The 23,374-nt window shown below is 72.4% G+C and carries 22 protein-coding genes; 7 read left to right on the top strand and 15 right to left on the bottom strand.

Going from position 1 to position 23,374, the window contains the following annotated elements; translation table 11 throughout:
* Positions 1-38: 38 nt before the first annotated feature.
* The 6 genes from ACVMYR_RS10460 to ACVMYR_RS10435 all read right to left on the bottom strand — a co-directional run bounded on the left by ACVMYR_RS10460 (position 39) and on the right by ACVMYR_RS10435 (position 6,036).
* Positions 39-371, bottom strand: a complete 333-nt coding sequence (locus ACVMYR_RS10460) for a helix-turn-helix domain-containing protein (protein ID WP_077936114.1) — start codon at positions 369-371, stop codon at positions 39-41.
* A gap of 71 nt (positions 372-442) precedes the next feature.
* Positions 443-1,051: a DedA family protein gene (locus ACVMYR_RS10455; RefSeq protein WP_091279072.1), complete on the bottom strand. Its 609-nt coding sequence runs from the start codon at positions 1,049-1,051 to the stop codon at positions 443-445.
* A gap of 271 nt (positions 1,052-1,322) precedes the next feature.
* Positions 1,323-3,362 (bottom strand): ABC transporter ATP-binding protein, encoded by a 2,040-nt coding sequence (locus ACVMYR_RS10450; RefSeq protein ID WP_396789728.1) that lies wholly within the window; start codon positions 3,360-3,362, stop codon positions 1,323-1,325.
* Positions 3,359-5,092 (bottom strand): ABC transporter ATP-binding protein, encoded by a 1,734-nt coding sequence (locus ACVMYR_RS10445; protein ID WP_077936118.1) that lies wholly within the window; start codon positions 5,090-5,092, stop codon positions 3,359-3,361. The genes ACVMYR_RS10450 and ACVMYR_RS10445 overlap by 4 nt, the downstream gene beginning before the upstream one ends.
* Complete coding sequence (locus tag ACVMYR_RS10440) at positions 5,086-5,568, bottom strand: MarR family winged helix-turn-helix transcriptional regulator (protein ID WP_043961863.1); 483 nt, start codon at positions 5,566-5,568, stop codon at positions 5,086-5,088. The genes ACVMYR_RS10445 and ACVMYR_RS10440 overlap by 7 nt, the downstream gene beginning before the upstream one ends.
* Before the next feature lie 24 nt (positions 5,569-5,592).
* Positions 5,593-6,036, bottom strand: a complete 444-nt coding sequence (locus ACVMYR_RS10435; RefSeq protein ID WP_457121686.1) for a DoxX family protein — start codon at positions 6,034-6,036, stop codon at positions 5,593-5,595.
* 86 nt (positions 6,037-6,122) lie between these two features.
* Here ACVMYR_RS10435 and ACVMYR_RS10430 point away from each other — a divergent pair, with 86 nt between their 5' ends.
* The gene (locus ACVMYR_RS10430; protein WP_077936120.1) at positions 6,123-6,680 is read left to right on the top strand and encodes a TetR/AcrR family transcriptional regulator; all 558 of its coding nucleotides are present in this window, start codon (positions 6,123-6,125) and stop codon (positions 6,678-6,680) included.
* Positions 6,681-6,814: 134 nt separating this feature from the next.
* Here ACVMYR_RS10430 and ACVMYR_RS10425 read toward each other — a convergent pair whose 3' ends face one another.
* The 3 genes from ACVMYR_RS10425 to ACVMYR_RS10415 form a co-directional block, all read right to left on the bottom strand.
* Positions 6,815-7,249 (bottom strand): MarR family winged helix-turn-helix transcriptional regulator, encoded by a 435-nt coding sequence (locus ACVMYR_RS10425; protein WP_457121746.1) that lies wholly within the window; start codon positions 7,247-7,249, stop codon positions 6,815-6,817.
* 301 nt (positions 7,250-7,550) lie between these two features.
* Positions 7,551-8,990 carry a GuaB1 family IMP dehydrogenase-related protein gene (locus ACVMYR_RS10420; RefSeq protein WP_457121685.1) on the bottom strand — a complete coding sequence of 480 codons (1,440 nt, stop codon included), beginning with the start codon at positions 8,988-8,990 and terminating at the stop codon, positions 7,551-7,553.
* Positions 8,991-9,205: 215 nt separating this feature from the next.
* On the bottom strand, positions 9,206-10,957 hold the full coding sequence (locus ACVMYR_RS10415) for an acetyl/propionyl/methylcrotonyl-CoA carboxylase subunit alpha (RefSeq protein ID WP_077936122.1): 1,752 nt from the start codon (positions 10,955-10,957) through the stop codon (positions 9,206-9,208).
* 145 nt (positions 10,958-11,102) lie between these two features.
* Between ACVMYR_RS10415 and ACVMYR_RS10410 the strand changes: the two genes are divergently transcribed.
* The 3 genes from ACVMYR_RS10410 to ACVMYR_RS10400 all read left to right on the top strand — a co-directional run bounded on the left by ACVMYR_RS10410 (position 11,103) and on the right by ACVMYR_RS10400 (position 13,554).
* The gene (locus ACVMYR_RS10410; protein WP_077936123.1) at positions 11,103-11,708 is read left to right on the top strand and encodes a PadR family transcriptional regulator; all 606 of its coding nucleotides are present in this window, start codon (positions 11,103-11,105) and stop codon (positions 11,706-11,708) included.
* 113 nt (positions 11,709-11,821) lie between these two features.
* Positions 11,822-12,781, top strand: a complete 960-nt coding sequence (locus ACVMYR_RS10405; RefSeq protein ID WP_077936124.1) for an ATP-binding cassette domain-containing protein — start codon at positions 11,822-11,824, stop codon at positions 12,779-12,781.
* Between the two features lie 17 nt (positions 12,782-12,798).
* A complete protein-coding gene (locus tag ACVMYR_RS10400) occupies positions 12,799-13,554 on the top strand; it encodes an ABC transporter permease (RefSeq protein ID WP_043961872.1) in 756 nt (251 codons plus the stop codon).
* A 179-nt stretch (positions 13,555-13,733) separates the two neighbouring features.
* On the opposite strand, the gene ACVMYR_RS10395 is transcribed toward ACVMYR_RS10400, so the two are convergent.
* The 5 genes from ACVMYR_RS10395 to ACVMYR_RS10375 all read right to left on the bottom strand — a co-directional run bounded on the left by ACVMYR_RS10395 (position 13,734) and on the right by ACVMYR_RS10375 (position 18,582).
* Entirely contained in the window at positions 13,734-14,387 is a 654-nt protein-coding gene (locus ACVMYR_RS10395) for an O-methyltransferase (RefSeq protein ID WP_396789733.1), read from the bottom strand.
* Entirely contained in the window at positions 14,384-15,052 is a 669-nt protein-coding gene (locus ACVMYR_RS10390) for a Maf family protein (RefSeq protein ID WP_091279107.1), read from the bottom strand. The genes ACVMYR_RS10395 and ACVMYR_RS10390 overlap by 4 nt, the downstream gene beginning before the upstream one ends.
* A gap of 224 nt (positions 15,053-15,276) precedes the next feature.
* Complete coding sequence (gene mycP / locus ACVMYR_RS10385; RefSeq protein ID WP_396789734.1) at positions 15,277-16,440, bottom strand: type VII secretion-associated serine protease mycosin; 1,164 nt, start codon at positions 16,438-16,440, stop codon at positions 15,277-15,279.
* A gap of 1,357 nt (positions 16,441-17,797) precedes the next feature.
* Positions 17,798-18,259, bottom strand: a complete 462-nt coding sequence (locus ACVMYR_RS10380) for a hypothetical protein (protein WP_043961875.1) — start codon at positions 18,257-18,259, stop codon at positions 17,798-17,800.
* A gap of 110 nt (positions 18,260-18,369) precedes the next feature.
* On the bottom strand, positions 18,370-18,582 hold the full coding sequence (locus ACVMYR_RS10375) for an acyl-CoA carboxylase subunit epsilon (RefSeq protein ID WP_457121684.1): 213 nt from the start codon (positions 18,580-18,582) through the stop codon (positions 18,370-18,372).
* 93 nt (positions 18,583-18,675) lie between these two features.
* On the opposite strand from ACVMYR_RS10375, the gene ACVMYR_RS10370 reads away from it, so the two are divergent.
* Positions 18,676-21,042 (top strand): protein kinase domain-containing protein, encoded by a 2,367-nt coding sequence (locus ACVMYR_RS10370; RefSeq protein WP_457121683.1) that lies wholly within the window; start codon positions 18,676-18,678, stop codon positions 21,040-21,042.
* Positions 21,043-21,203: 161 nt separating this feature from the next.
* Positions 21,204-21,431, top strand: coding sequence for a hypothetical protein (locus tag ACVMYR_RS10365; RefSeq protein WP_457121682.1), 228 nt, complete (start codon positions 21,204-21,206; stop codon positions 21,429-21,431).
* Positions 21,432-21,571: 140 nt separating this feature from the next.
* Here ACVMYR_RS10365 and ACVMYR_RS10360 read toward each other — a convergent pair whose 3' ends face one another.
* Positions 21,572-22,324 (bottom strand): GH25 family lysozyme, encoded by a 753-nt coding sequence (locus ACVMYR_RS10360; RefSeq protein ID WP_043961879.1) that lies wholly within the window; start codon positions 22,322-22,324, stop codon positions 21,572-21,574.
* Between the two features lie 139 nt (positions 22,325-22,463).
* Between ACVMYR_RS10360 and ACVMYR_RS10355 the strand changes: the two genes are divergently transcribed.
* Complete coding sequence (locus tag ACVMYR_RS10355) at positions 22,464-23,207, top strand: M50 family metallopeptidase (protein WP_457121681.1); 744 nt, start codon at positions 22,464-22,466, stop codon at positions 23,205-23,207.
* Positions 23,208-23,374 lie beyond the last annotated feature (167 nt).

The raw sequence follows: 23,374 nt of genomic DNA, 5'->3' as shown, positions 1-23,374 counted from the left end.
CCGGCTCCCTGCCACCCCTCGTGGTCAGCCCGGTGGCTTCATGCGACGTCGAGTCGGATGTTTCCGATCCGGGCGACCACGTCGAGGTGTCCGCCCAGGCCGGTGACGTATGCGCGGAGGCTCTCCAGGCTGGTGTGCTCGCCGTTCTCGATCTGGCTGATCCGTGCCTGGGACAGCCCCGCGGTCTCCGCGAGTTGCGTCTGGGTCATGCCGAGCTGTTTGCGGATCTCGGCCAGCTGAGCGCCGCTGACCGTTGCCAGCATCCGTTCGCGCAGCTCCTCACGCCGGGCCACTCGTTCGGGGTGCTCCCACTCGGGGTCGATCTCCCGGGCCTTGGCCTTGACATCCCGCCAATCCGCTCCACCGGTCATCGTTGCGCTTCCTTCAGACTGATCAGGTGTTCCTGGAATCGCTCGTCCGCCAAGGGTACGGCCGTCCGAGGTCAGTCGGTCGGGGGTTCGGGGCGGGCGCGGCGGGAGGCGAAGGCGGTCATCGCCCACCCGGCCGCCGCGAAGCCGGCCGCCGCCGCCCCGGCGATCACCAGCAGTTGCCACGCCGACTCGGTCAGCGCCGTGCCGCCGAGGTGCCCGATCAGCGTCCCGTAGGTGGCCCAGCCGGCCGCCGCCAGCGCCTCGTACGCGAGGAACAGCCGGTACGGGTACCGGCTGCGGCCGGCGGCGAAGCAGGCGGCCATCCGGCCGCCGGGCACGAAGCGGCACAGCAGGATCACCAGCGGCCCCGGCCGGCGCAGCCCCCGGGTCACCCGGCCGGCGATCCGGCGGGCCCGGCCGGGCGCGGCGGTCGGTGCCGGCCGGCGGTCCGGCGCGCGCCGGCCCAGCAGATAGCAGGCGAGGTCGCCGGCGAAGACGCCGAGCGCGCCGACGCCGATGGTCACCGGCAGGCTCAGCCCGCCGTACACGGTCAGCGCGCCGCCGGTGATCATCAGGACCTGCGTGGGTACGACCGGCACGAAGGCGTCGACCGCCAGCAACCCGAGCAGGACCAGATAGGCCCAGAGCGGCGAGGCGACGTTGGTCAGCAGCTCAGGCACGACAACCCCCTCGCCGGGTCCGGCCGATCGGATGCACCGAAGACTGCCGGCGTGCCCGGCGTCACCGCAGCCCACCCCGGCCGGTGGTGACCGCCGACACGGCCGGCGGGCCGGCAACCTCGGCGTACGGGTGGAGGCGGTCGGCGCGTCCGTGACGAGCGGCGTACCGTTGTCGGGGCGCGGCCCCGCACGTCGGGCCCTCGTTCCCGACGTCCGGGCCGCCAGGGCCGCCGGCAGGTCCCGTGCCGGCGGCCCGCCCGTGTCACGACGCTCAGCCCTGGACCGGGGCGGGCAGGGGTCCCGGCTCGCCGACGGCGACCGGGTCCGGCTGGCTGAACTGGGCCTGGTAGAGCCGGTGGTACGCGCCCCTGGCGGCCAGCAGCTGCTCGTGGGTGCCCTGCTCGACGATGCGGCCGTTCTCCATCATCAGGATCAGGTCCGCGTCGCGGATGGTGGACAGGCGGTGGGCGATGACGAAGCTGGTCCGGTCGGAGCGCAGCGCCGCCATGGCCCGCTGGAGCAGCACCTCCGTGCGGGTGTCCACCGAGCTGGTCGCCTCGTCGAGGATCAGCAGCGACGGCTCAGCCAGGAACGCCCGCGCGATGGTGATGAGCTGCTTCTCGCCCGCGCTGACGTTGTTGCCCTCGGAGTCGATGACGGTGTCGTAGCCGTCGGGGAGGCTGCGCACGAAGCGGTCCACGAACGTGGCCCGCGCGGCGGCCACGATCTCCTCCTCGCTCGCGCCCGGCCGGCCGTACGCGATGTTGTCGCGGATCGTGCCGCCGAAGAGCCAGGTGTCCTGGAGCACCATGCCGATCCGGCCGCGCAGGTCGTCGCGGCGCAGGGTGGTGATGTCGACCCCGTCGAGGGTGATCCGGCCGGCGTCCAGCTCGTAGAAGCGCATGACCAGGTTGACCAGGGTGGTCTTGCCGGCCCCGGTCGGCCCGACGATGGCCACCGTGTGGCCCGGTTCGGCGACCAGCGACAGGTCGGTGATCAGCGGCTTGTCCGGCTCGTACCGGAAGGAGACCCGGTCGAACTCGACGCGGCCGTGCGGGTCGGCGACCCGGGCCGGCACGGCCGGGTCGGGGCTCTGCTCCTCGGCGTCGAGCACCGCGAACACCCGCTCGGCGGAGGCGACCCCGGACTGCAGCAGATTGGCCATCGAGGCGACCTGGGCCAGGGGCTGCGTGAACTGCCGCGAATACTGGATGAACGCCTGCACGTCGCCGAGGCTCATCGTGCCCGAGGCCACCCGCAGCCCGCCGACCACGGCGATCGCGACGTAGCTGAGGTTCCCGATGAACATCATCGCCGGCATGATGATCCCGGAGATGAACTGGGCGCCGAAGCTGGCCCGGAACAGCTCGTCGTTCTTGGCGGTGAAGGCGGCCTCCACCTCGCGCTGCCGGCCGAAGACCTTCACCAGCTCGTGGCCGGTGAACGCCTCCTCGATCTGGCCGTTCAGCTCGCCGGTGTGCGTCCACTGGGCGATGAACCGCTGCTGCGAACGCTTCGCGATCGCGCCGGTGACCACCACCGACAGCGGCACCGCGACCAGGGCCACCAGCGCCAGCAACGGCGAGATCCAGAACATCATGGCCAGCACGCCGACCACGGTCAGCAGCGAGGTGAGCAGCTGGCTCAGCGTCTGCTGGAGGGTCTGCGAGATGTTGTCGATGTCGTTGGTGACCCGGCTGAGCAGCTCGCCCCGGGGCTGCCGGTCGAAGTACGGCAGCGGCAGCCGGTTCAGCTTGTCCTCGACGTCGGCGCGCAGCCGTAGCACCGTGCGCTGCACCACCCCGTTGAGCAGCCAGCCCTGCCACCACATGAGCACGCTGGCCGCCAGGTAGAGGGCGAGCGCGAACAGCAGCACCCGGCCCAGGGCGGTGAAGTCGATGCCGACCCCGGGCACCACGTCCATCCGGGCCAGCATGTCGGCGAAGTTGTCGTTGCCGGCCGCGCGGGCCGCCGCGACCGCCTGCTCGGCGGTGGTCCCGGCCGGGAGCTGCCGACCGATCACCCCGCTGAAGATCAGGTCGGTGGCGTGGCCGAGCACCTTCGGCCCGTACACGCTGAAACCGACGCTGACCAGCGCGAGGGTGACGATGACGATCAGCTGGAGGCGGTGGGGTCGCAACCGGCGCAGCAGCCGCCGGGCCGACGGCCCGAAGTTCATCGACTTCTCGGCCGGCATGCCGGCGCCCATCCACGGCGGGCCGCCGCGCTGGCCACCGGGGGGCAGCCGTTTCGGCGTGGCCGGCTCCGCCTTCGCCGCCCCGACGGGCCGCTGGTCCGGTACGGCCGTCATGCCGGCACCCCCGCCGTCTGCTGGGACGCGACGATCTCCGCGTACGTCGGGCAGTTCTCCAGTAGTTCGGCGTGCCGGCCCATCCCGACGATGCCCCCGTCCTCAAGCACGATGATCTGGTCGGCGTCGACGATCGTGGAGACCCGCTGGGCCACGATCACCACCGCCGCGTCCCTGGTGACCGGTCGCAGCGCCGCCCGCAGCCGGGCGTCGGTGCCGAGGTCGAGCGCCGAGAACGAGTCGTCGAAAAGGTAGATCTCCGGCTTGCGCACCAGGGCGCGGGCGATCGCGAGGCGCTGCCGCTGCCCGCCGGAGACGTTGGTGCCGCCCTGCGCGATCGGGGCGTCCAGCCCCTCGGGCAGCTCGGCGACGAAGTCGCGCGCCTGGGCGACCTCCAGGGCGGCCCAGAGCTCGGCGTCGGTGGCATCCGGGTTGCCGTACCGCAGGTTGCTGGCGATCGTGCCGCTGAACAGGTACGGCCGCTGCGGCACCAGCCCGATCCGCCGCCACAGCTCGTCCGGGGCGAGGTCGCGCACGTCCACCCCGTCGACCAGCACCGCCCCGGCCGTGGCGTCGACCAGTCGGGGGATCAGCGTCAGCAGGGTCGTCTTGCCGGCCCCCGTGCTGCCGATGACGGCCGTGGTGCGCCCGGCGCGCGCCGTGAACGAGATGTCGTGCAGCACCGGCGCGCTCGCCCCCGGATACTGGAACCGGACGTCGCGCAGCTCCAGCTCGCCCCGGACGGTCACCTCGGTCACCGGCGCGGCCGGCGGGACGACGGTCGAGTCGGTGTCCAGCACCTCGACGATCCGCTCGGCGCAGACCGCGGCGCGGGGGACCATCATCAGCATGAGGGTGGCCATCATGACGGCCATCAGGATCTGCATGAGGTATTGCAGGAAGGCGGTGAGCGCGCCGACCTGGATCTGACCGGCGTCGACGCGTTCCGCGCCGAACCAGAGCACGGCGATGCTGGAGACGTTGAGCACCAGCATCACGATGGGGAAGATCAGGGCCATCAGCCGGCCGGTGCGCAGGGCGGTCGCCGTGAGGTCGGCGTTCGCGCGGCCGAAGCGCTCCGTCTCGTACGGCTCCCGGACGAACGCCCGGACCACCCGGATGCCGGTGATCTGCTCGCGCAGCACGCGGTTGACCGCGTCGATGCGGGTCTGCATCAGCCGGAACCCGGGCACCATCCGCCGGATGATCAGCGCGAGCGCGACCGCCAGCACCGGGACGCTGACCAGCATCAGCCAGGACAGCCCGATGTCCTCCCGCAGCGCCATCACCACCCCGCCGACGCTCATGATCGGCGCGGCGGCCAGGATGGTGCAGCTCATCAGCACGAGCATCTGCACCTGCTGCACGTCGTTGGTGTTGCGGGTGATCAGCGAGGGCGCGCCGAAGCGGGCCACCTCGCGGGCGGAGAACCGGTTGACGTGGGCGAACAGCTCGGCGCGGACGTCCCGGCCGAAGCCCATCGCCGTGCGCGCGCCGAGGTAGACGGCGGCGGTGGAGCAGGCGATCTGCACCAGGCTGACCAGCAGCATCCAGCCGCCCGTACGCATGATGTAGCCGGTGTCGCCCCGGGCCACGCCCTGGTCGATGATGTCGGCGTTGAGGCTCGGCAGGTAGAGCGAGGCCATCGTGCCGACGAACTGGAACGCCAGCACCGCCGCCAGTGGCCGATGGTAGGGGCGCAGGTATGCGCGGAGTAGCCGGATCAGCACGCCGAGGTCTCCGGTCTCGTGTCGTGGGGCGTCATCTGTGGTTCCTCTCCACTGCCGATGACCTCGAGCAGGAACTGCCGGATCACGGCCGCCTTCGCCGGGTCTGCGTCGACCGAGGTCAGCGGTCGGCCGGACTGCATGAGGGTGATGAGTGCGGCGACCCGCTCCCGGCCGGCGGGGGTCAGGACGAGCCGCACGCTGCGCCGGTCGGTGTCGTCGCGCTGCCGCTCGACGAGGCCGTCCCGCTCCAGCGTGTCGACGATGCCGGTGAGGGTGGCCGGGCGGATGAAGCCGGCCTCGGCGACCGCCCGGAGGGGCAGCTCGCCGTGCTGGGCCAGGGTCATCAGGGTGGCCATGCCCGCCTGGGTCAGACCGTGCTCCTCGGCGAGGTAACGGTTCCACCGCTGGCCGACGATGTGACCGGCGGTCACCAGCAGCCGGCCGAGCGGCACGTCCCGCAGCCCGATCAGGTCCATGCGCTCATGTTAGCCCCCTGATAGTCAGGCCCCAAACGAAATAGCGGCGGCGGCGGAGAGGAAGACCACCTGGAGCAACGCGCGAGGCACGAGCGGGGTCACCGGCCGACCGGCCAGGGTCAGCCCGCGCCGGGCGGCCGAGGCGTTGGCCGGGAACATGGCGAGCAGCAGCAGCCCCAGCCCGGCCGCCGCCCACCCCGCCGTGGCCGGCACGAGCAGCGCCACCGCGCCGGCCAGCTCCAGCACGCCGGTGACGGTCACCAGCAGCCCCGGGTGGGGCAGCCGGGGCGGCACCATGGCGATCAGGTCGGCCCGACGGCCGGTGAAGTGGGCGTACGCGGTGAGCGCGAACAGGGCCGCCAGCCCGACCCGCAGCGCGGGGTGCCAGCCGTCCAGGGCGTCCACGCCGAGCAGCCCGGCCAGCCGGGCCAGGGTGAATCCGGCGACGAGGGCGATCAGGGGCGCCATGGGAACCTCCTCGGTCAGGGGCAACTTGTCATTGACTAGATTGCGCCCGGCTCGCCATCTTGTCAACGACAAGTTAGGCTTCGGCCATGACCGGACAGCGTGGCTACCATCACGGTGACCTGCGTCGCGCCCTGCTCGCCGCCGCCGTCGAGGCGATCACCGAGGCCGGGCCGGCGGCCCTGAGCCTGCGCGACCTGGCCCGCCGCGCCGGGGTCTCGCACGCCGCCCCCGCCCACCACTTCGGCGACAAGGCGGGGCTGCTCACCGCGCTCGCCGTCGAGGGCTTCGACCTGCTGGCCGGGGCGCTCCGCGAGGCCGGCGACCTGCTCGACGCCGGTGTCGCGTACGTCCGCTTCGCGGTCGGGCACCGCGCCCACTTCGAGGTGATGTTCCGCCCGGAGCTCTACCGCCGCGACGACCCGGAGGTGGCGGCCGCCCGCGAGCGGGCCGGCGCGGCGCTGCGGGCCGGAGTGGCCGCCCTCCCGCGCGACGGCACCGACCCGGACGAGGAGGCGGACGCCCTCGCCGCCTGGTCGATCGTGCACGGATTCGCGACCCTCTGGCTGGCCGGGGCGCTACCGCCCCGCACCGGCCCGGACCCGGAGGCCGCCGCCCGGAAGGTCATCCGCCGCCTCTTCGACTGACGTCGGCCCGGCCACGACCGACGCACCCGGCTTCGGCTTCGGCTGCCCGGCTGTCGGCTGACGCCCCCGGCTTCGGCTGACGCCGGCCCGGCTGTCGGCTGACGCCCCCGCCTTCGGCTTCGGCTGACGCCGGCTCAGCGCGGCGCGCGCCGCTGCGCCGGCTCGGCCGAGGTCGCGTCGATGTACTCGCGCATCACCTCGGCCATCTCGCGCAGGAACGCGGCGGTCGCCGCCGCCTGCTCCGGAGAGAGCCGACCGACCGCCCGCTCCACCCCGACGAGCATCGGGCGCAGCGCCTCGACCACCTGTTCGGCGGCGTGGTCGGTGACCTGGAGACACAGCCGCCGCCGGTCGCGCGGGTGCGGCGCCCGCGCCACGTGCCCGGCCTGCACCAGCCGGTCGACCAGGCTGGTCGCCGACGCCGACCGGATGCCCAGCCGGTTGCCCAGCTCCACGGGGCCGAGCGGCTCCGCGCTGGCGACGAGGTGTTCGATCGCGGCGGCGTCGGTCGCCCCGATGCCCAGCCGCCGGGCCAGCGCGGCGCGGGTGTCCCCGGCGATCCGGAGCATGTCGCGTAGCGCCGCCACCGTCTCGGTGTCCGCCGCCGGCCGGCCCGCGGCCCCGTTGCCCGTCGTCCCGCTGCCCGCGGCCCCGTTGCCCGTCGTCCCGTTGCGCGTCGTCCCGCTGTCCGCCGGGCTCGCCTGGGTGCCGGGCACGACTGCGCGCGCCGGTGATGCGGGCGAAACGTGCTCCATGGGTAAAAGTTAGCACCCGATAATAGTTAGACAGGCGAGTAATTCACCTGGCGCGCGGGGGGAAAGGGCGCGGGGCACCGACCCCGCGGGGAGCCGGGTGCCCGCCTCGGCGGGCTCACCAGCTCGTCGGGAGGGGCATCCCCTCGGTGTAGCCGGCCGTGCTCTGCACCCCGACCAGCGCCCGCTCCGCGAACTCCGCCAGCGTGCGCGCACCCGCGTACGTGCACGCGCTGCGTACCCCGGAGATGATCTCGTCGATCAGGTCCTCGACGCCCGGACGGTCCGGGTCGAGATACATCCGGGCAGACGAGATGCCCTCCTCGAAGATCCCCTTGCGCGCCCGGTCGAACGCGCCGTCCTCGGCCGTACGCGCGCTGACCGCCCGCGACGAGGCCATCCCGAAGCTCTCCTTGTACCGCCGGCCGTCCGCGTCGGTGTACAGGTCGCCGGGGGACTCGTAGGTGCCGGCGAACCAGGACCCGATCATCACGTTCGATGCGCCGGCGGCCAGCGCCAGCGCCACGTCGCGCGGGTGCCGCACCCCGCCGTCGGCCCAGACGTGCCGGCCGAGCGCCCGCGCCGCCGCCGCGCAGTCCAGCACCGCCGAGAACTGCGGCCGCCCCACGCCGGTCATCATCCGGGTGGTGCACATCGCGCCCGGCCCGACGCCCACCTTCACGATGTCGGCACCAGCCTCGACGAGGTCGCGTACCCCGTCGGCGGTCACGACGTTGCCGGCCGCGACCGGGACGCCCGGGTCGAGCTTGCGCACCGCCCGCAGCGCGGACATCATCCGCTCCTGGTGCCCGTGCGCGGTGTCCACCACCAGGGTGTCGACCCCGGCCTCCAGCAGCGCGGCGGCCTTGCCGGTGACGTCGCCGTTGATGCCGACGGCCGCCGCGATCCGCAGCCGGCCCCCGTCGTCCACCGCCGGCCGGTAGAGGGTCGCGCGCAGCGCGCCCTTGCGGGTCAGCACCCCGACGAGGCGGCCGTCGCCGTCCACCACCGGCGCGAGCCGCCGCCGGGCCGCCGAGAGCCGGTCGAATCCGGTACGCGGGTCCGCGTCCGCCGGCACCGTGTGCAGCTCGGTCGACATCACGTGCCGGAGTTGGGCGAACCGGTCCACGCCCAGGGTGTCCGCCTCCGTCACCACGCCCAGGGGGCGGCCGGTCTCGTCGACCACCACCACCGCGCCGTGCGACCGCTTCGGCAGCAGGTGGATGGCGTCGCCGACGGTGTCGGTGGGGCCGAGGGTGATCGCCGTGTCGTGCACCAGGTGCCGCCGCTTCACCCAGCCGACCACGTTGGCCACCACGTCGATCGGGATGTCCTGCGGGATCACCGCGATCGCGCCACGCCGGGCGACGGTCTCGGCCATCCGCCGGCCGGCCACCGCCGTCATGTTCGCCACCACCAGGGGGATGGTGGTGCCCGTGCCGTCCGAGGTGGCCAGGTCGACGTCCAGCCGGGAGCCGACCTCGGATCGGGCCGGCGCCATGAAGACGTCGTTGTAGGTCAGGTCGTGCGCGGGGACCGCGCCATGAAGGAACCGCACCCGGCCATCATTGCCGGACCTGGGCTTCGCCGCCCGCGGTGGTCGCGGAAAACACCCCCCGGGCCGGTACGCGCCGCCCTGCGGCCGGGGCGGCTCCCGGCCGGCTCCTGGCGGCGGCGCACGGGGCGGCCCGCCGCCTGGCGGCGACGCAGGCGCGTTAGGAAGGGCCCCTTCCTATACAGAATGCGTTAACAGGGGGCCCTTCCTAACGCGCCTCAGGCGATCGTGCAGATGGGGGAGCCGGCGGTGATGACCGCGCCGACCTCGGCGGACAGCCCGCTGACCGTGCCCGCCCTGTGCGCGTGCAGCGGCTGCTCCATCTTCATCGCCTCGAGCACGACGACCAGGTCACCCTCGGCGACGGTGTCGCCGTCCGCGACGGCGATCTTCACGATCGTGCCCTGCATCGGCGAGGTGAGCGCGTCGCCGTCGACCGCCGCGCCGGCCTTGGCCCCGCCGCCCCGGCGGGCCGGCTTACGCGCGGCGGGCGCGGCGGTGGCCGTACCCGCGCCGAGGCCGGCGGGCAGCGTCACCTCCAGCCGCTTGCCGCCCACCTCGACCACGACGGTCTCCCGCTCGGCCGGGCCCTCGGCGGGGCCGGCGACGGCGGTGAACGGCGGCACGGTGTTGTCGAACTCGGTCTCGATCCACCGGGTGTGCACGGTGAACGGCGCGGCCGTGAACGCGGGGTCGCGCACCACCAGGCGGTGGAACGGCAGCGCGGTGGCCATGCCCTCGACGACCATCTCGTCCAGCGCCCGCCGGGCCCGCTCCAGTGCCTCGGTGCGGGTCTCGCCGGTGACGATCACCTTGGCCAGCAGCGAGTCGAAGTTGCCGCCGATCACGTCGCCGGCGGAGATGCCGGTGTCCACCCGGACGCCGGGCCCGGTGGGCAGCCGCAGCGCGGTGACCGTGCCGGGGGCGGGCAGGAAGTTGCGGCCCGGGTCCTCGCCGTTGATCCGGAACTCGATGGCGTGTCCGCGCGGCGTCGGGTCCTCGGTCAGCCGCAGCCGCTCGCCGTCGGCGATGCGGAACTGCTCACGCACGAGGTCGATGCCGGCGGTCTCCTCGGTGACCGGGTGCTCGACCTGGAGGCGGGTGTTGACCTCCAGGAAGGAGATCGTGCCGTCCGCGCCCACCAGGTATTCCACCGTGCCGGCGCCGTGGTAGCCGGCCTCCCGGCAGATCGCCTTGGCGCTGTCGTGGATCTGGGCGCGCTGGGCGTCGGTGAGGAACGGCGCGGGGGCCTCCTCGACGAGCTTCTGGTGCCGGCGTTGCAGCGAGCAGTCCCGGGTGCCGACGACGACCACGTTGCCGTGCCGGTCGGCGAGGACCTGCGCCTCGACGTGCCGGGGCTGGTCGAGGTAGCGCTCGACGAAGCACTCGCCCCGGCCGAACGCGGCGACCGCCTCGCGGGTGGCCGACTCGAACAGGTGCGGGATCTCCTCCAGGGTGCGGGCCACCTTGAGGCCGCGCCCGCCGCCGCCGAAGGCGGCCTTGATGGCCACCGGCAGGCCGTGCTCGACCGCGAACGCGGTCACCTCGTCGTGGCCGGCGACCGGGTCCGGGGTGCCGGGGACCAGGGGCGCGCCGGCCCGCTGGGCGATGTGCCGGGCGGTGACCTTGTCGCCGAGATCGCGGATCGCCTGCGGGGTCGGGCCGATCCAGGTCAGGCCCGCGTCGAGGACGGCCTGGGCGAAGTCGGCGTTCTCGGAGAGGAAGCCGTACCCGGGGTGGACGGCGTCGGCCCCGGCCTGCGCGGCGACGGCGATCAGCTTGTCGATCCGCAGGTACGTCTCGGCGGCGGTGTCGCCGCCCAGGGCGTACGCCTCGTCGGCCAGGGTGGCGTGCAGCGCGTCCCGGTCGGAGTCGGCGTAGACGGCGACGCTGCCCAGGCCGGCGTCGCGGCAGGCGCGGATGACGCGGACGGCGATCTCGCCTCGGTTGGCGATGAGTACCTTGCGCACCTCGTGCCTCCTCCCGGGATGTTACTGACGGGGAGTTTATCGGCCGAGGTCGCGGCCCTAACGATCGCTCAGTGTGGGATGTGGCACTGTCCCGCCGCCGATAGTCAAACTTGCCTAATACGCTTCTCCGGTGTCTGCCACTCGGATGATGATTCTCGGCCTGGTCAAGTGGATGCAGCCGGTGCACGGCTACGACGTCCGCCGCGAGCTGCTCAGTTGGGGCGCCGACAAGTGGGCCAACGTGCAGCCCGGCTCGATCTACCACGCGCTGCGCAAGCTCGGCGAGGAGGGACTGCTGCGCGAGGTCGCCACCGAGCAGGTCGGCGTCCGGCCGGCCCGGACGACGTACGAGATCACCCCGAAGGGGGTCGACGAGTTCGAGACCCTGCTGCGCGACCTGTGGTGGGGCAATCATCAGACGAACGATCCGTTCATGGCGGCGTTCGCGTTCCTGCCGGCGCTGCCCAGGCCGGAGGCGGCGGCCGCGCTGCGCAGCCGGGGGCAGGTGCTGCGGGCCGGCGTGGAGAGCATGCGCGCCTCGATGGCGTCCGCCTGGATCCGCGACTCCAAGCCGGTGGGCGTGAGCTGGACGTACGAGCTGTGGATCGCCCGGGGCGAGGTCGAGGCGGACTGGTGCGAGCGGGTCGCCGACCGGATCGAGGCCGGCGTGCCGTACCTGCCGGAAGGGCTGGCCGGGCGGGACGACTGGAGCGTCGGGGAAGGGGCACGCGAGCAGAATAATCAAAGTTGACTAGAGAAGTTATATCGCGTTAGCCTCGCCGGGAGTTTCGGGGCCACCCGTGTCGCGTGGCGTCCCCGGGGGAAAGGCCGGCCCCGTCCGGCCAAGGACGACCAGGAGCGAAGATGATCGAGACCAGAGGGCTGCGGAAGTCGTTCCGCTCCCGCGCCGGTCGACAGCACAAGACCGTCGACGCCGTCCGCGGCGTCGACCTGGACGTCGCCGAGGGGGAGATCTTCGGCTTCCTCGGCCCCAACGGCGCCGGCAAGACCACCACCCTGCGGATGCTGGCCACCCTCATCGCCCCCGACGGCGGCCAGGCCACCATCGCCGGGGCCGACCTGCTGCGCGACCCCGCCGAGGTGCGCCGCCGCATCGGCTACGTCGCCCAGGGCGGCAGCACCTGGGACGACTCCACCGCCCGCGAGGAGCTGGTCCTGCACGCCCGGATGTACGGCATCGGCAAGGCAGACGCCCGCCGCCGCGCCGAACGCGCCCTCGCCGCCTTCCAGCTCACCGAGTACGCCGACCGCAAGTGCAAGACCTACTCCGGCGGTCAGCGTCGCCGCGTCGAGATCGCCCTCGGCATCATCCACGACCCGCGCATCGTCTTCCTCGACGAGCCGACCACCGGCCTCGACCCGCAGAGCCGCGCCCACATGTGGGACGAGATCCGCCGGCTGCGCGCCGAGGGGATGACCGTCTTCATCACCACCCACTACCTCGACGAGGCCGACGCGCTCTGCGACCGCATCGCGATCATGGACCACGGCGAGGTGGTCGCCGAGGGCACCCCGACCGGGCTCAAGCGCGAGATCTCCGGCGAGGTGCTGCTCGTCGGGCTCGACGTCGCCACCACCGGGCAGGCCGCCCAACTGCTCGACACCGAGCCGTACGTCGCCAAGCTGGAGACCGTCGACGGCGGCGGCCTGCGGCTGACCGTCGACGAGGGGGCGACCGCCATCCCGCAGGTCCTGCGCCGGCTCGACCACGCCGGCCTCGCGCTCAACTCCATCGAGCTGCACCGCCCCAGCCTCGACGACGTCTTCCTCACCAAGACCGGCCGCTCGCTGCGCGAGTCCTGACCTCCCCGGAGTCGACCATGAAGTTCGCCCGCGACACCTGGCTCGTCTTCCAACGCCAGACGCAGCTCCTGCTCCGCAACCCGGTCTGGGTCTTCGTCGGCGTCTTCCAGCCGGTGATGTACCTGCTGCTCTTCGCCCCGCTGCTCAAGCCGGCGCTGAACGCGCCGACCCAGGCCGAGGCGTACAAGATCTTCGTGCCCGGCCTGCTGGTGCTGCTGGCCATCTTCGGCGGCCTCTTCCAGGGCTTCGGCCTGATCGCCGAGCTGCGCGCCGGGGTCATCGAACGGTCCCGGGTCACCCCGGTCAGCCGGCTCGCGCTGCTGCTCGGCCGGTCCCTGCGCGACGTCGTGTCGCTGCTCGCCCAGGCCGTCATCATCACCGTGCTCGCGCTCCTGTTCGAGCTGCGCGTGTTCATCGGCGACCTGCTCCTGGCGTACCTGATGCTCGCCCTCATCGCGCTGATGACCTCGGCCGTCTCCTACGGCGTCGCGCTCAAGGTCAAGAGCGAGGACGCGCTCGCCCCACTGATGAACACCGTCGCCCAGCCGGTGCTGCTGCTCTCCGGCATCCTGCTGCCGCTCACCTTCGCCCCCGGCTGGCTCCAGGGCGTCGCCGAGTGGAACCCGTTCTCCTGGGCCGTGGACGGCACCCGGGCCCTCTTCGCCGGCGACCTCGGCAACGACAAGGTCTGGCAGGGCCTGAGCATCATCGCGGTGCTGGCCGCCGCCGGCGTCGCCTGGGCCGCCCGCCAGTTCGCCCGCAGCGTCCGCTGAGGCACGGCGACGCGCGCAATGCGCGCGACGCGTGCAAGGAAGGGCCCCCTGTTAACGCTTTCTGTATAGGAAGGGCCCCCTCCAAACAACATGCCCCGCCGCACCCCAGCATGATCGGGGTGCGGCGGGGCACGTTGAGCGTCGGCGAGCGGGAGCGATCGGTCGGCCCGGGGCCGTCGTCAGCGCACCCGGGCCAGCGTCAGCCCGTCGGCGATCGGCAGCAGCACCGGTTCCACCCGGACGTCGGCCATCACCTCGTCGTTGAACGCGGCGACGGCCCGGTCGTCGGCGTTGCTCGGGGCGAGCACCCGACCCCCGCGCAGCGTGTTGTCCACCGCGACGATCCCGCCCGGGCGCATGCGCGGCACCAGCTCCGCCCAGTAGACCGGGTAGCCGACCTTGTCCGCGTCGATGAACGCGAAGTCCAGGTGCCGCTCGTACGGCAGCTCCCGAAGCGTGTCCCCGGCCGGCCCGATCCGCAGCTCGATCCGGTCGTCGACCCCGGCCCGCGCCCAGTACCGCCGTGCCACGTCCGTGTACTCCGCCGAGATGTCGAAGCAGGTCAACCGCCCGCCCTCGGCCAGCCCGCGCGCGATCGCCAGCGAGGACAGCCCGGTGAAGGTGCCCACCTCCACCGCCTGCCGCGCCCCCACCAGCCGGGTGAGGAACGTCAGGAAGGCGGCCTGCTCCGGGGCCACCTGCATCCTCGCCTCGGCGGGCAGCGCGGCGAGGGTCTCCTCGACCAGGTCCCGCATCACCTCGTCCGGGGCCGATCCGTGGGCCACCACGTACGCGTGCAGTTCCGGGGTCAGCGGTAGCGACTTCGTCGTCATGACCGGACCGTACCCAGCGCCTCGACCTCCTGGCCGCCCGGCGCGACCTTCGTCCACAGGTCGATGATCCGCAGGTCCAGCTCCCCGAGGAGACGACGCAGCAGCGGCAGGGAAAGCCCGACCACCGTGCCCGGATCGCCGTCGACACCCTCCAGGAACGCCCCGCCCAGCCCGTCGATGGTGAACGCGCCCGCCACCGCGAGCGGCTCACCCGTCGCGACGTACGCCGCGATCTCCTCGTCGCTGACCTCGGCGAACCGCACGGTGGTCGAAGCGACCGCCTCGGCGCGCGCCTCGTGGATGACGTCGATCAGGCAGTGCCCGGTGTGCAGCACCCCGCTGCGCCCCCGCATCCGCTCCCACCGCCGCGTGGCGTCGGCCTCGTCGGCGGGCTTGCCGAGGATCTCGCCGTCGAAGGCGAGCACCGAGTCGCAGCCGAGCACCAGCGTCCGCTCGTCGGCGGAGGGCCGCAGCCGGCCGACGACCGCCTGCGCCTTCAGCCGGGCCAGCTCCAGGCACAGGTCCTCGGCCCGTTCGCTGACCACCTGAGACTCGTCGACCCCGCTGACCAGCACATCGGGTTCGATGCCGGCGGCGTGCAGGAGCTTGCGACGGGCAGGGCTCGCCGACGCGAGCACGAGTCGGAGCGCAATCGAGTTCGACACGCCGCCGACGCTACCGCCTCCACCACCTGCGCCGCCTCTGCCTGGCCGCGACCCGCTCTGTCGCCTTGATCGACTCCGGGCCGGTGGGTGCTGCCCTGCCCGTTGATCGACTCCGGGCCGGTGGGTGCCGGCCTGCCCGTTGATCGACTCCATGTCGCCGACATCGCGGTATCCCGCCCGCTCCAACCCCCCAATGTCGCCGACATGGCGTCACAGTTGGCGGCTCACCGGCTAATCCGCGGCGGCGGGTCGTCGCTCAGTCGTCGGCGCCGTGCTACCAGCGCCCAGGCTCCCGCAGCGGCCACGATCACCCCCAACGTGGCCAGGCCACGAGCCGTAGACCCGTCGTCACCATCATCGGCCGGCTCCGCGACCACCGTCGTGGTCGGCCCGCCCGCGCCCGGCGCACCCGCCGTCGCCGACTCGAAACCCAGAGGGGGTACGTCTGCCGTGAGCGCCGCCACCAGGTCCACGACCCCGTAGCCGTACTCGTCGTCACGGCCGGGAGGCCCCTTGTCGATGGCGGTGGCAGTGAGGCGGTGGACGACCTCCGAGGCCGGCAGGTCGGGGTATTTGGACCGGACAAGAGCAGCGGCCCCCGCGACTATCGCAGTGGCATCCGAAGTGCCGGTGCCTCGGCGATACTTGCCATTGATGCTTGTGCTATAGATGTCGACCGCAGGCGCAACGACGTCAACCTCCGGTCCGGTGGTAGATATCGCAGCATGTTTCCCGTCCCTATCTACCCCCCCGACCGCCAGTACGGCGGGTTCACTAGCGGGGTAGCTAACAAGCTGATCCAATGGTCTATTTCCAGAACCGGCCACTATCACGATGTCTGACGCTAGTGCTGTCTCAACTGCTTGGTTGAGTCGAGAGCTCGTTCCGCCGCCGCTGGAGATGCTGATTATATCGGCACCGTTGGAAATGGCGAATTCGATCCCTTGGGCTAGTGCGTCAGGGTTCCCGTCGGCGTGTGGGGGTGAGCAGAAGATTGGCAGAATCTTCGCCTGGGGGGAGATTCCGAGGGCTCCCAATTTGCCAGATCTTCCATGGGCGGCAATTAATCCGGCCATGCCTGTGCCGTGGCTGTTCTGATCTCTTTGTCCGCGACCATCTCCCCCTGAAATAACGTCAATTCCAGGGAGTAGATTGTTTTGCAGATCAGGGTGTCGATCTACTCCAGTGTCCGGTACGGCTACCGTAACCCCGTCGCCCCGACTGATTTGATGAGCCTTGGTGACGTCGAGATACTTGAGGTGCCATTGACTGCTTCTGATTAAGGCTATTTCATTTGGAGTGTCGTTCCATCCGGTGCTAATGGCCGGGAAGGTGCTGGTTGGCAAGGCAATGGCGGCCAGTGCGACCCAGGCTGACAGGTTTGTCACCGGTCAAAACCGATAGCCGGGCCCGGATTAATTGGACCTTCATCGTCTGGAGGTAGAACGATTGGGTTCACTCCCCGTTCGGTCTCCCATGGATGGTCGGGATCCCATTGGTGCACCCCGCTCCCGTCCTCTTCGGCGCCCAAGCCGCGTCTTGGTCCCTCTCCTGTGCCCCAGGCTTGGCCTAGGGGGTGGATGCCGCTCATGGTTCCGAACTGGCTCGGCCGGCCTAGCCCGGGACGCGACCCTGCGGCTCCACCTGGCGCCGTGCCGGCTCCGCCGCCTCCGATAACACCTCCTACCGGATTGATCCGGCGAGTAGGACTCGCGCCCTTGGGTTGGCTGTGTCCCGTAGAAGGAACGTTGCCGATTAGGCCGGACGGTAGAGTGGGTCGCTGTGGGCTCGCGTGCGGGGTGGGGCTTCCATTGGTGGTGGGCCGGGTCGAAGGCCCGAGTGAGCCTTTCGATAGTGGCACAGGAGGGTTGGTTGCACTGCCGACGCCGGGTGGAATAATCGGTGATGAACTAATGCCCGGCGTGCTGGAAGGCGCTGAGGGAAGCCCGGGGGGTACTGCCTGGGCTGAGGGAGCCGCTAAGTTGGAACCGGTTCCCCCGAGAACTGGACCCAGGCCGGGTGCCGTCGGTGACGATATTCCTGAAGGAGAACTGGCTAGCTTGGTAGGAGTTCTGTTGAGGGGGACCTCGGTGGGTATCGGTACAACTGGTGGAATGATAGGAGTTGAACCGCTACCTGCGCCAAAGGAAGGTTGATCGCCGTCGTCAATGCGCGGCTTGATGGTTGGAGGTTGACGGAGCATTACTTGGGCCTGTTGTAGTTCGCCGCTCAACCCGTACATCAGGTTCCGGGCCTGGACGTTGAGTCGCTCCAGGTCGGCGTCGGTCACCGGCTTGTCCGGCACCCGGGCGCCCATCGCCGCCTTCGGATCGGCGGCGGTCGCCTCGTACGTCCGCTTCTGTTGGAGCTTCTCCACGTACTCGTCGTGCAGGGGCTTCAGTTCGGCGCGGGCGCTGCTGATCGCTCGGGTGGCGGCGGCGAGGGCGTCGTAGTTCGCGGCTGCCGCGTCGTGGGTGCGCTGCACCTTGTCGATCAGGTCGTCCAGTTCGCCGAGGTACGCCCGGGCGGCGGCGTTGGTCGCCGGGGGCCACGCCTCGGCGAGGCCGCGCCGGTATTCCTTGAGCCGGCCCAGGTGTGCCTGGGCGAGGTCGCAGACCTTGCGCCAGCCGGCGACCTGCTTCCAGTGCCCGGCGGTGTCGTGGTCCTGGATGCAGGCCCACATGCTCAGCAGGTCCATCAACCGCCAGTCGGTGAGGCCGGACGTCCGGCCGCTGCCCCGCTCGATCATGGCAGCACCGCCCGCCCCGGCCCGCTGTCCGGGCCGGTCGGATCGGGCAGGGCTGGCCTGGGCCGCCCCTGCCCGGCCCCGCCGGGGTTGGCGAGGGCCCGTTCCACGTCGGAGACGCGGGCGGCCGAGAAGGCGTCGGAGTCGGCGTACTGCGTGGCGATCCGGCCGGCTGCGGCGGCCAGGTGGCCGGTGGCCCCACCGACGGACCAGACCATCGTGGCGGTGGCCTGCTGGGTCTCGTTGTGTGCCTTGAGGAACTGCACCAGCTCGACGAAGGCGTCGGCGGGGTTGGGGATCTGCGCCTTCATGTCGTCCGCGATGTACGACAGGTGCGGAGCGTAGTTTCGCTCGACCTCTGCCTGGAGCTTGTCGGCGAACTCGCGCATCTGGCGGATGTCGGCCTCGATGCTGCCGTAGCCGCTCAACCAGGGCGCTGGGCGGTCCTCCTCGGGGATCATCGGCCCTCCCGACCCGTCACGACACCGTTTCCCTGAGTGAGGCTAACGGGTGTCGCCGACCTCCGGGAGCCCCCGACGGCAGCGGGGCGTGCCGGACGGCGGCCGGAGGATCAGCGGGGCAGGCCGGAGGCGCGCCAGGCTCCCGGGCCGGCGGCGAGCGCCGTGCCGAGGGGGCGGCCGCTGCGTGCCCAGGCCGACGGTGTGGCCGGTTCGGGGGCGGCGGTGGGGCGGGTCCGGGCGACGATGACGCCGACCAGCGCGGCCAGTTCCTCGGCGGTCGGCACGCCCCGGGTCACCCGGAACAGCGGCTCATCGGCAGACATGCCCTCCAGCGTACGCGTCGCGAACTTGACCTTCGTCGCACAGTGGCGTGCCGGCGGTGTGCGGCGGGCCGTCGCCGGGTACCGTCTCCACCGATGTCGAACGCGCTTCCCCAACTCGTCGCCGACCGGTACCGGCTCCTTTCGCCGCTCGGCCAGGGCGGCATGGGTCGGGTGTGGAAGGCGCGCGACGAGGTGCTGCACCGGGACGTGGCGATCAAGGAACTGGTCCCGCCGCCCAGCCTCACCCCGGAGGAGCGCCGCGAGATGCGGGAGCGCTCGCTGCGGGAGGCCCGCGCGATCGCGCGGCTCAACCACGTCAACGTGGTCCGCATCTTCGACGTGCTGCGCACCGACGGCGATCCGTGGATCGTCATGGAGTACGTGGCGTCGAAGTCCCTTCAGGACACCATCGCCGAGGACGGGCCGGTGACGTCGGCGAAGGCGGTCGAGATCGGCCTGGGGGTGCTGGGCGCGCTGAAGGCGGCGCACAAGGCCGGCGTGATGCACCGGGACGTCAAGCCGGGCAACGTGCTGATCGGCACGGACGGCCGGGTGGTGCTGACCGACTTCGGCCTGGCGACGATCCCGGGCGACCCGAACGTGACGCGCACCGGCATGGTGCTGGGTTCCCCGGCGTACATCGCGCCGGAGCGGGCGCGCGACGGCACGGCGGGGCCGGAGGCCGACCTGTGGTCGCTGGGCGCGACGCTCTACGCGGCGGTGGAGGGCAAGTCGCCGTACGCCCGGCCGTCGGCGATCGCCACCCTGGCGGCGCTGGCCACCGAGCCGATGCCGCCGCCGAGGAACGCCGGCCCGCTGAAGCCGGTGCTGAACGGGCTGCTCCGCAAGGATCCGGCCGAGCGGATCGACGCCGACGTGGCCGAGCGGCTGCTGCGGAAGGCCGCCGGGCGGCGCTCCAAGACGATTTCGCTGCTCGACGGCGTACGCCGGCCGGGGCCCAACGGGCCGCGCGAGCCGCGACCGCCGGTGGTGCCCGCGCCGCGCCCGGCCGAGCAGCGCACGAGCCGGCCGGCCGTGCCGCCCGCGCCGCGTACTCCTCGGGGCGGCCTCGTCGTCGGCGGCGCGGCGGTGACCGGCGCGGCCGGTGACGACGCGACCGCGAAGGTCTCCCCGCCGAGCACGGACGCCGCGCCGACCGCGAAGGTCCCCTCGCCGGGGGTGGACGCCGCGCCGACGGCGAAGGTCGACCCTCCGGCGTCGGGCACGGACGCCGCGCCGACGGCGAAGGTCGCGGACACCGGCGCGCGGGCGGCCGACCCCACGGCGAAGCTTCCCGGTCCGGTCGCCGCGACCGGCGCCGACCGGGTCGCGGGGGCGCGGGTCGACGGGGGCGAGGAGTCACCGGCGGAGGAGGCCGACGAGGCCGGTTCCGGCGAGGTCACGGGCACCGGGGGCGCGGTCGACGGGGTCGACGCCGCCCCGGCCGGGCAGGTCGACGACACCCGGGTCGACCCGGGCCCCGCCGTGCCGGTGTCGCCGCCCGCGCCGCCTGTCGAGCGGGCCGAGCCCGCCGGGGACCAGGCCGACGCCTCCGGGGACCAGACCGACCGGTCGCGCGACCAGGCCGACCGGCCGCAGGAGGACGCGGGACCGTCCAGCGAGAAGACCGGTCCGTCGAGCGGGAAGGCCGGGCCGCCGCGCGAGTGGGCCGACCGGGCCCGCGAGCGGGCCACGCCGACGTCGGTGCTGCCGGCGGCCGCCGGCCCGGCACCCTCGTCGACGGGCCGGGCCGCGGTCGTTTCGGGTACGAAGCCCGAGCGCAGCCGCCGCAGCCTGCTGGTCGGCGTGCTCGTCGCGGTGCTGCTGCTCGGCCTGCTGGTGGCGGTGCCGCTGCTCGGCCGGGGCGACGACGACCCGGGGCCCGGCGACCCGCAGGCGGGCCTGTCCTCGGCGACGCCGTCGGCCGCCGCGCCGTCCTCGCCCGCGCCGGCCACCAGCAGCGCCGCACCGCCCAGCCCGACGCCGTCGGCGACCCCGTCGGTCGACCCGAATGCTCTGCCCGAGGGTTGGGTCCTGCACAAGGACCCGGCGGGCTTCTCGCTGCCCCTGCCGAAGGGTTGGGTGCGGCGCAACGTCGGGCAGAACACGATCGTGTTCGACGAGCGCGACGGGGTGGGCGAGCTGCTGGTGCAGTGGACGAACACCCCGCAGCCCGACGCCGTCGCCGACTGGAGAGAGCAGGAACCGGCCCGGAAGAGCCGCGTCAACAACTACCAGTATCTCAGCATCGAGCGCTGCGACTACTACAAGACGTGTGCGGACTGGGAGTGGCTGGAGACCCGGGACAACACCCGGATCCACGTCCGCAACCGGGGCTTCGTCACCGCCAAAAACCGGGGGTACGCCTTCCGGTGGGAGGTGGCGAACAAGGACTGGCAGGCGCGGCTGGCCGACTTCGACCGGATCGCCAAGGGCTTCGAGCCGGACCGGGTCGACTGAGCGCCCGGCCGGAAGGACTGAGCGCCCGGCCGGAGCCGGTTCGCGACCCGCGACCCGCGACCCGGCCCGCTGAGCAGGCGATTCCCACCGCCGTGAAAGCGGCTCGCATGACCTTGCGTCGAACGGGGTATCTGATCCCGGACGACGCAAGGAGGTGCGACATGGGATACCGACGCAGGGACGCGCGGCCCCGGCTGGCACTGTGGATGCTCGTCGCGCTCGGTGACGTGGTGCTGCTGCTGGTCAGTGCGGGGCTTCCGGTGCTGTTCGCGATGTTCGGCGTCGTGGCGGTCACCGTCGCCGGGGTGGCCACCTGGCGCCTGACGCGCCGGGCCACCGTGGCGCGGGAGGACGCGCTGCCGGCGCGCACCGTCACCCGGGCCTGGTAGGGGAGTGCCGGCTGACGAGTGCCGGGCAGTGACGAGCCGGCGGCAGCCGGAGCGACCGTCGACCGTACGGTCGCAGTCGATCCCGCTGCCGCCGACCACCGCCACGGACGTGCCGGTCAGGCGTGCGGATCAGGCGCGGATCAGGTGTTGTTGGCCAGGGCGATGAGCCGGCTGCGGTCGCCGTTCCAGTAGTTGCGGTCGACGTTGCCGCTGATGCCGGAGACGCTGCCGGACGCCGTGTACTGCCAGAAGCTCCAGACCGGCGCGCCGGCCGGCAGGGTGCCGGGGGTGCTCGACCAGCGGGCGAGCCACAGCGGGTGGTTCGCCCACGGCCCGGTCCAGCTGCCGGTGCACTGGTTCCACCAGCTCGTGGTGGTGTAGATGACCGCGTACCGGCCGGTGCGGGACCGGTACGTGTTCAGGAAGTCCTGGATCCAGCTGCGCATCCCGGACGTGCTGAGGCCGTAGCAGGTGCCACCGCTGTACGGGTTGGCCTCGACGTCCAGCGCGGCCGGCAGGGTGCGGCTGTCCGCCGACCACGCGCCGCCGTTGCTGGCCAGGTAGTTGGCCTGGGTGGCGCCGGAGGAGATGTTCGGCCGGGCGAAGTGGTACGCCCCGCGGATCACCCCGGCGTTGTAGGAGTTGACGTAGTTGGCGTTGAAGTTCGGATCCTTGTAGCTCGTGCCCTCGGTGGCCTTGATGAACGCGAACTCGATGCCCGCGTTGCGGACGCTCGTCCAGTTGATCGACCCCTGGTAGTGGGAGACGTCGACGCCGGCGGTGGTGGCGGCGGCCGCCGGGCCCGTCGTGGCGACGAGGGCGGTGGCCGCTGCCGCTACGGCGGTGATCCCCGCCGCGATCAGTCGGCGCAGCGTGAATCCGGTACGGATCATGGGTTCCTCCAGAGGGACGCCATTCGATTGACATCCATCTTTGGAGCTAGTTGCCCTAGATCACAAGATGTTCAAAGGAAACTTTCATCCTCGACGCGGTACGACCTCAGCCCGGCCGGGGCCGGTAGGCTCGCGCCCCATGGTGGCGATCGACGAGCTGGGCACGCTCTGGGACAAGCTGTTCTCCGCGCAGCCCGACCCGCCGCCGCTGCTCGTCGTCGTCACCGCCGCGGTGGCGCTGGCGGTGCTCTCCACCCGGCTGCCCTGGCGGATCGCCCGCAACGCCGTCACCATCGCCCACGAGGGCGGACACGCCCTCGCCGCCCTGCTCACCGGCCGCCGGCTGCACGGCATCCGACTGCACTCGGACACCTCCGGGCTCACCCTCTCCGCCGGCCGCCCCACCGGCCCCGGCATGATCCTCACCCTGCTCGCCGGCTACGTCGCGCCGTCCCTGGTCGGCCTCGCCGGCGCCTGGCTGCTCGGCGGTAACCGGATCACCCTGCTGCTCTGGATCGCCGTGGCGCTGCTGCTGGCGATGCTGGTCATGGTCCGCAACGCCTTCGGCGCGGTGTCGCTGCTGGCCACCGGCGGGGTGGTGCTCGCCGTCTCCTGGTACGCCTCGCCGGACGTCCAGGCCGCCTTCGCCTGGACGTCGGTGTGGTTCCTGCTCCTCGGCGGCGTACGGCCCGTCGTCGAGCTCCAGCGGCTGCGCTCCCGGGGCCGCATGCCGGAGTCCGACGCCGACCAGCTGGCCCGGCTCACCCCGTTCCCGCCGCTGTTCTGGGTCGCGCTGTTCGCGCTGGTGAACCTGTTGGCCCTGGTCGTCGGCGCGGCGCTGCTGGCCGGCCCGATCCTCACCGACGCCGGCCTGACGGTCTGAATGCCTGCCGCCTGACCGTCTGACGGCCAGACCCGCCCGGGGAGGCGCACCACCGGGAACGGGCGGGCCGACCGGGCAGGTGTGCCGCCCCGAACCGGCGGCGCGATCAGGCAACCGACCGACCCGTCCCGCGCGTGTCCTCTGCGATCGGACGCGGGGGAGAAGAC

It is taken from the genome of Micromonospora sp. PTRAS2 (genome assembly GCF_054052245.1).
The sequence above is the reverse complement of the archived record's forward strand: the minus strand, read 5'-3'. Positions and strand labels throughout refer to the sequence as shown.

What these genes read in the sequence shown, in the direction of transcription:
- ACVMYR_RS10395 (WP_396789733.1), bottom strand. Translation starts at nt 14,387, where the DNA reads ATGACGACGAAGTCGCTACCGCTGACCCCGGAACTGCACGCGTACGTG.
- ACVMYR_RS10375 (WP_457121684.1), bottom strand. Translation starts at nt 18,582, where the DNA reads ATGTCTGCCGATGAGCCGCTGTTCCGGGTGACCCGGGGCGTGCCGACC.
- ACVMYR_RS10380 (WP_043961875.1), bottom strand. Translation starts at nt 18,259, where the DNA reads ATGATCCCCGAGGAGGACCGCCCAGCGCCCTGGTTGAGCGGCTACGGC.
- ACVMYR_RS10370 (WP_457121683.1), top strand. Translation starts at nt 18,676, where the DNA reads ATGTCGAACGCGCTTCCCCAACTCGTCGCCGACCGGTACCGGCTCCTT.
- ACVMYR_RS10400 (WP_043961872.1), top strand. Translation starts at nt 12,799, where the DNA reads ATGAAGTTCGCCCGCGACACCTGGCTCGTCTTCCAACGCCAGACGCAG.
- ACVMYR_RS10355 (WP_457121681.1), top strand. Translation starts at nt 22,464, where the DNA reads ATGGTGGCGATCGACGAGCTGGGCACGCTCTGGGACAAGCTGTTCTCC.
- ACVMYR_RS10435 (WP_457121686.1), bottom strand. Translation starts at nt 6,036, where the DNA reads ATGGCGCCCCTGATCGCCCTCGTCGCCGGATTCACCCTGGCCCGGCTG.
- ACVMYR_RS10450 (WP_396789728.1), bottom strand. Translation starts at nt 3,362, where the DNA reads ATGACGGCCGTACCGGACCAGCGGCCCGTCGGGGCGGCGAAGGCGGAG.
- ACVMYR_RS10425 (WP_457121746.1), bottom strand. Translation starts at nt 7,249, where the DNA reads ATGCTCCGGATCGCCGGGGACACCCGCGCCGCGCTGGCCCGGCGGCTG.
- ACVMYR_RS10360 (WP_043961879.1), bottom strand. Translation starts at nt 22,324, where the DNA reads ATGATCCGTACCGGATTCACGCTGCGCCGACTGATCGCGGCGGGGATC.
- ACVMYR_RS10365 (WP_457121682.1), top strand. Translation starts at nt 21,204, where the DNA reads ATGGGATACCGACGCAGGGACGCGCGGCCCCGGCTGGCACTGTGGATG.
- ACVMYR_RS10405 (WP_077936124.1), top strand. Translation starts at nt 11,822, where the DNA reads ATGATCGAGACCAGAGGGCTGCGGAAGTCGTTCCGCTCCCGCGCCGGT.
- ACVMYR_RS10410 (WP_077936123.1), top strand. Translation starts at nt 11,103, where the DNA reads ATGATGATTCTCGGCCTGGTCAAGTGGATGCAGCCGGTGCACGGCTAC.
- ACVMYR_RS10460 (WP_077936114.1), bottom strand. Translation starts at nt 371, where the DNA reads ATGACCGGTGGAGCGGATTGGCGGGATGTCAAGGCCAAGGCCCGGGAG.
- ACVMYR_RS10440 (WP_043961863.1), bottom strand. Translation starts at nt 5,568, where the DNA reads ATGGACCTGATCGGGCTGCGGGACGTGCCGCTCGGCCGGCTGCTGGTG.
- ACVMYR_RS10430 (WP_077936120.1), top strand. Translation starts at nt 6,123, where the DNA reads ATGACCGGACAGCGTGGCTACCATCACGGTGACCTGCGTCGCGCCCTG.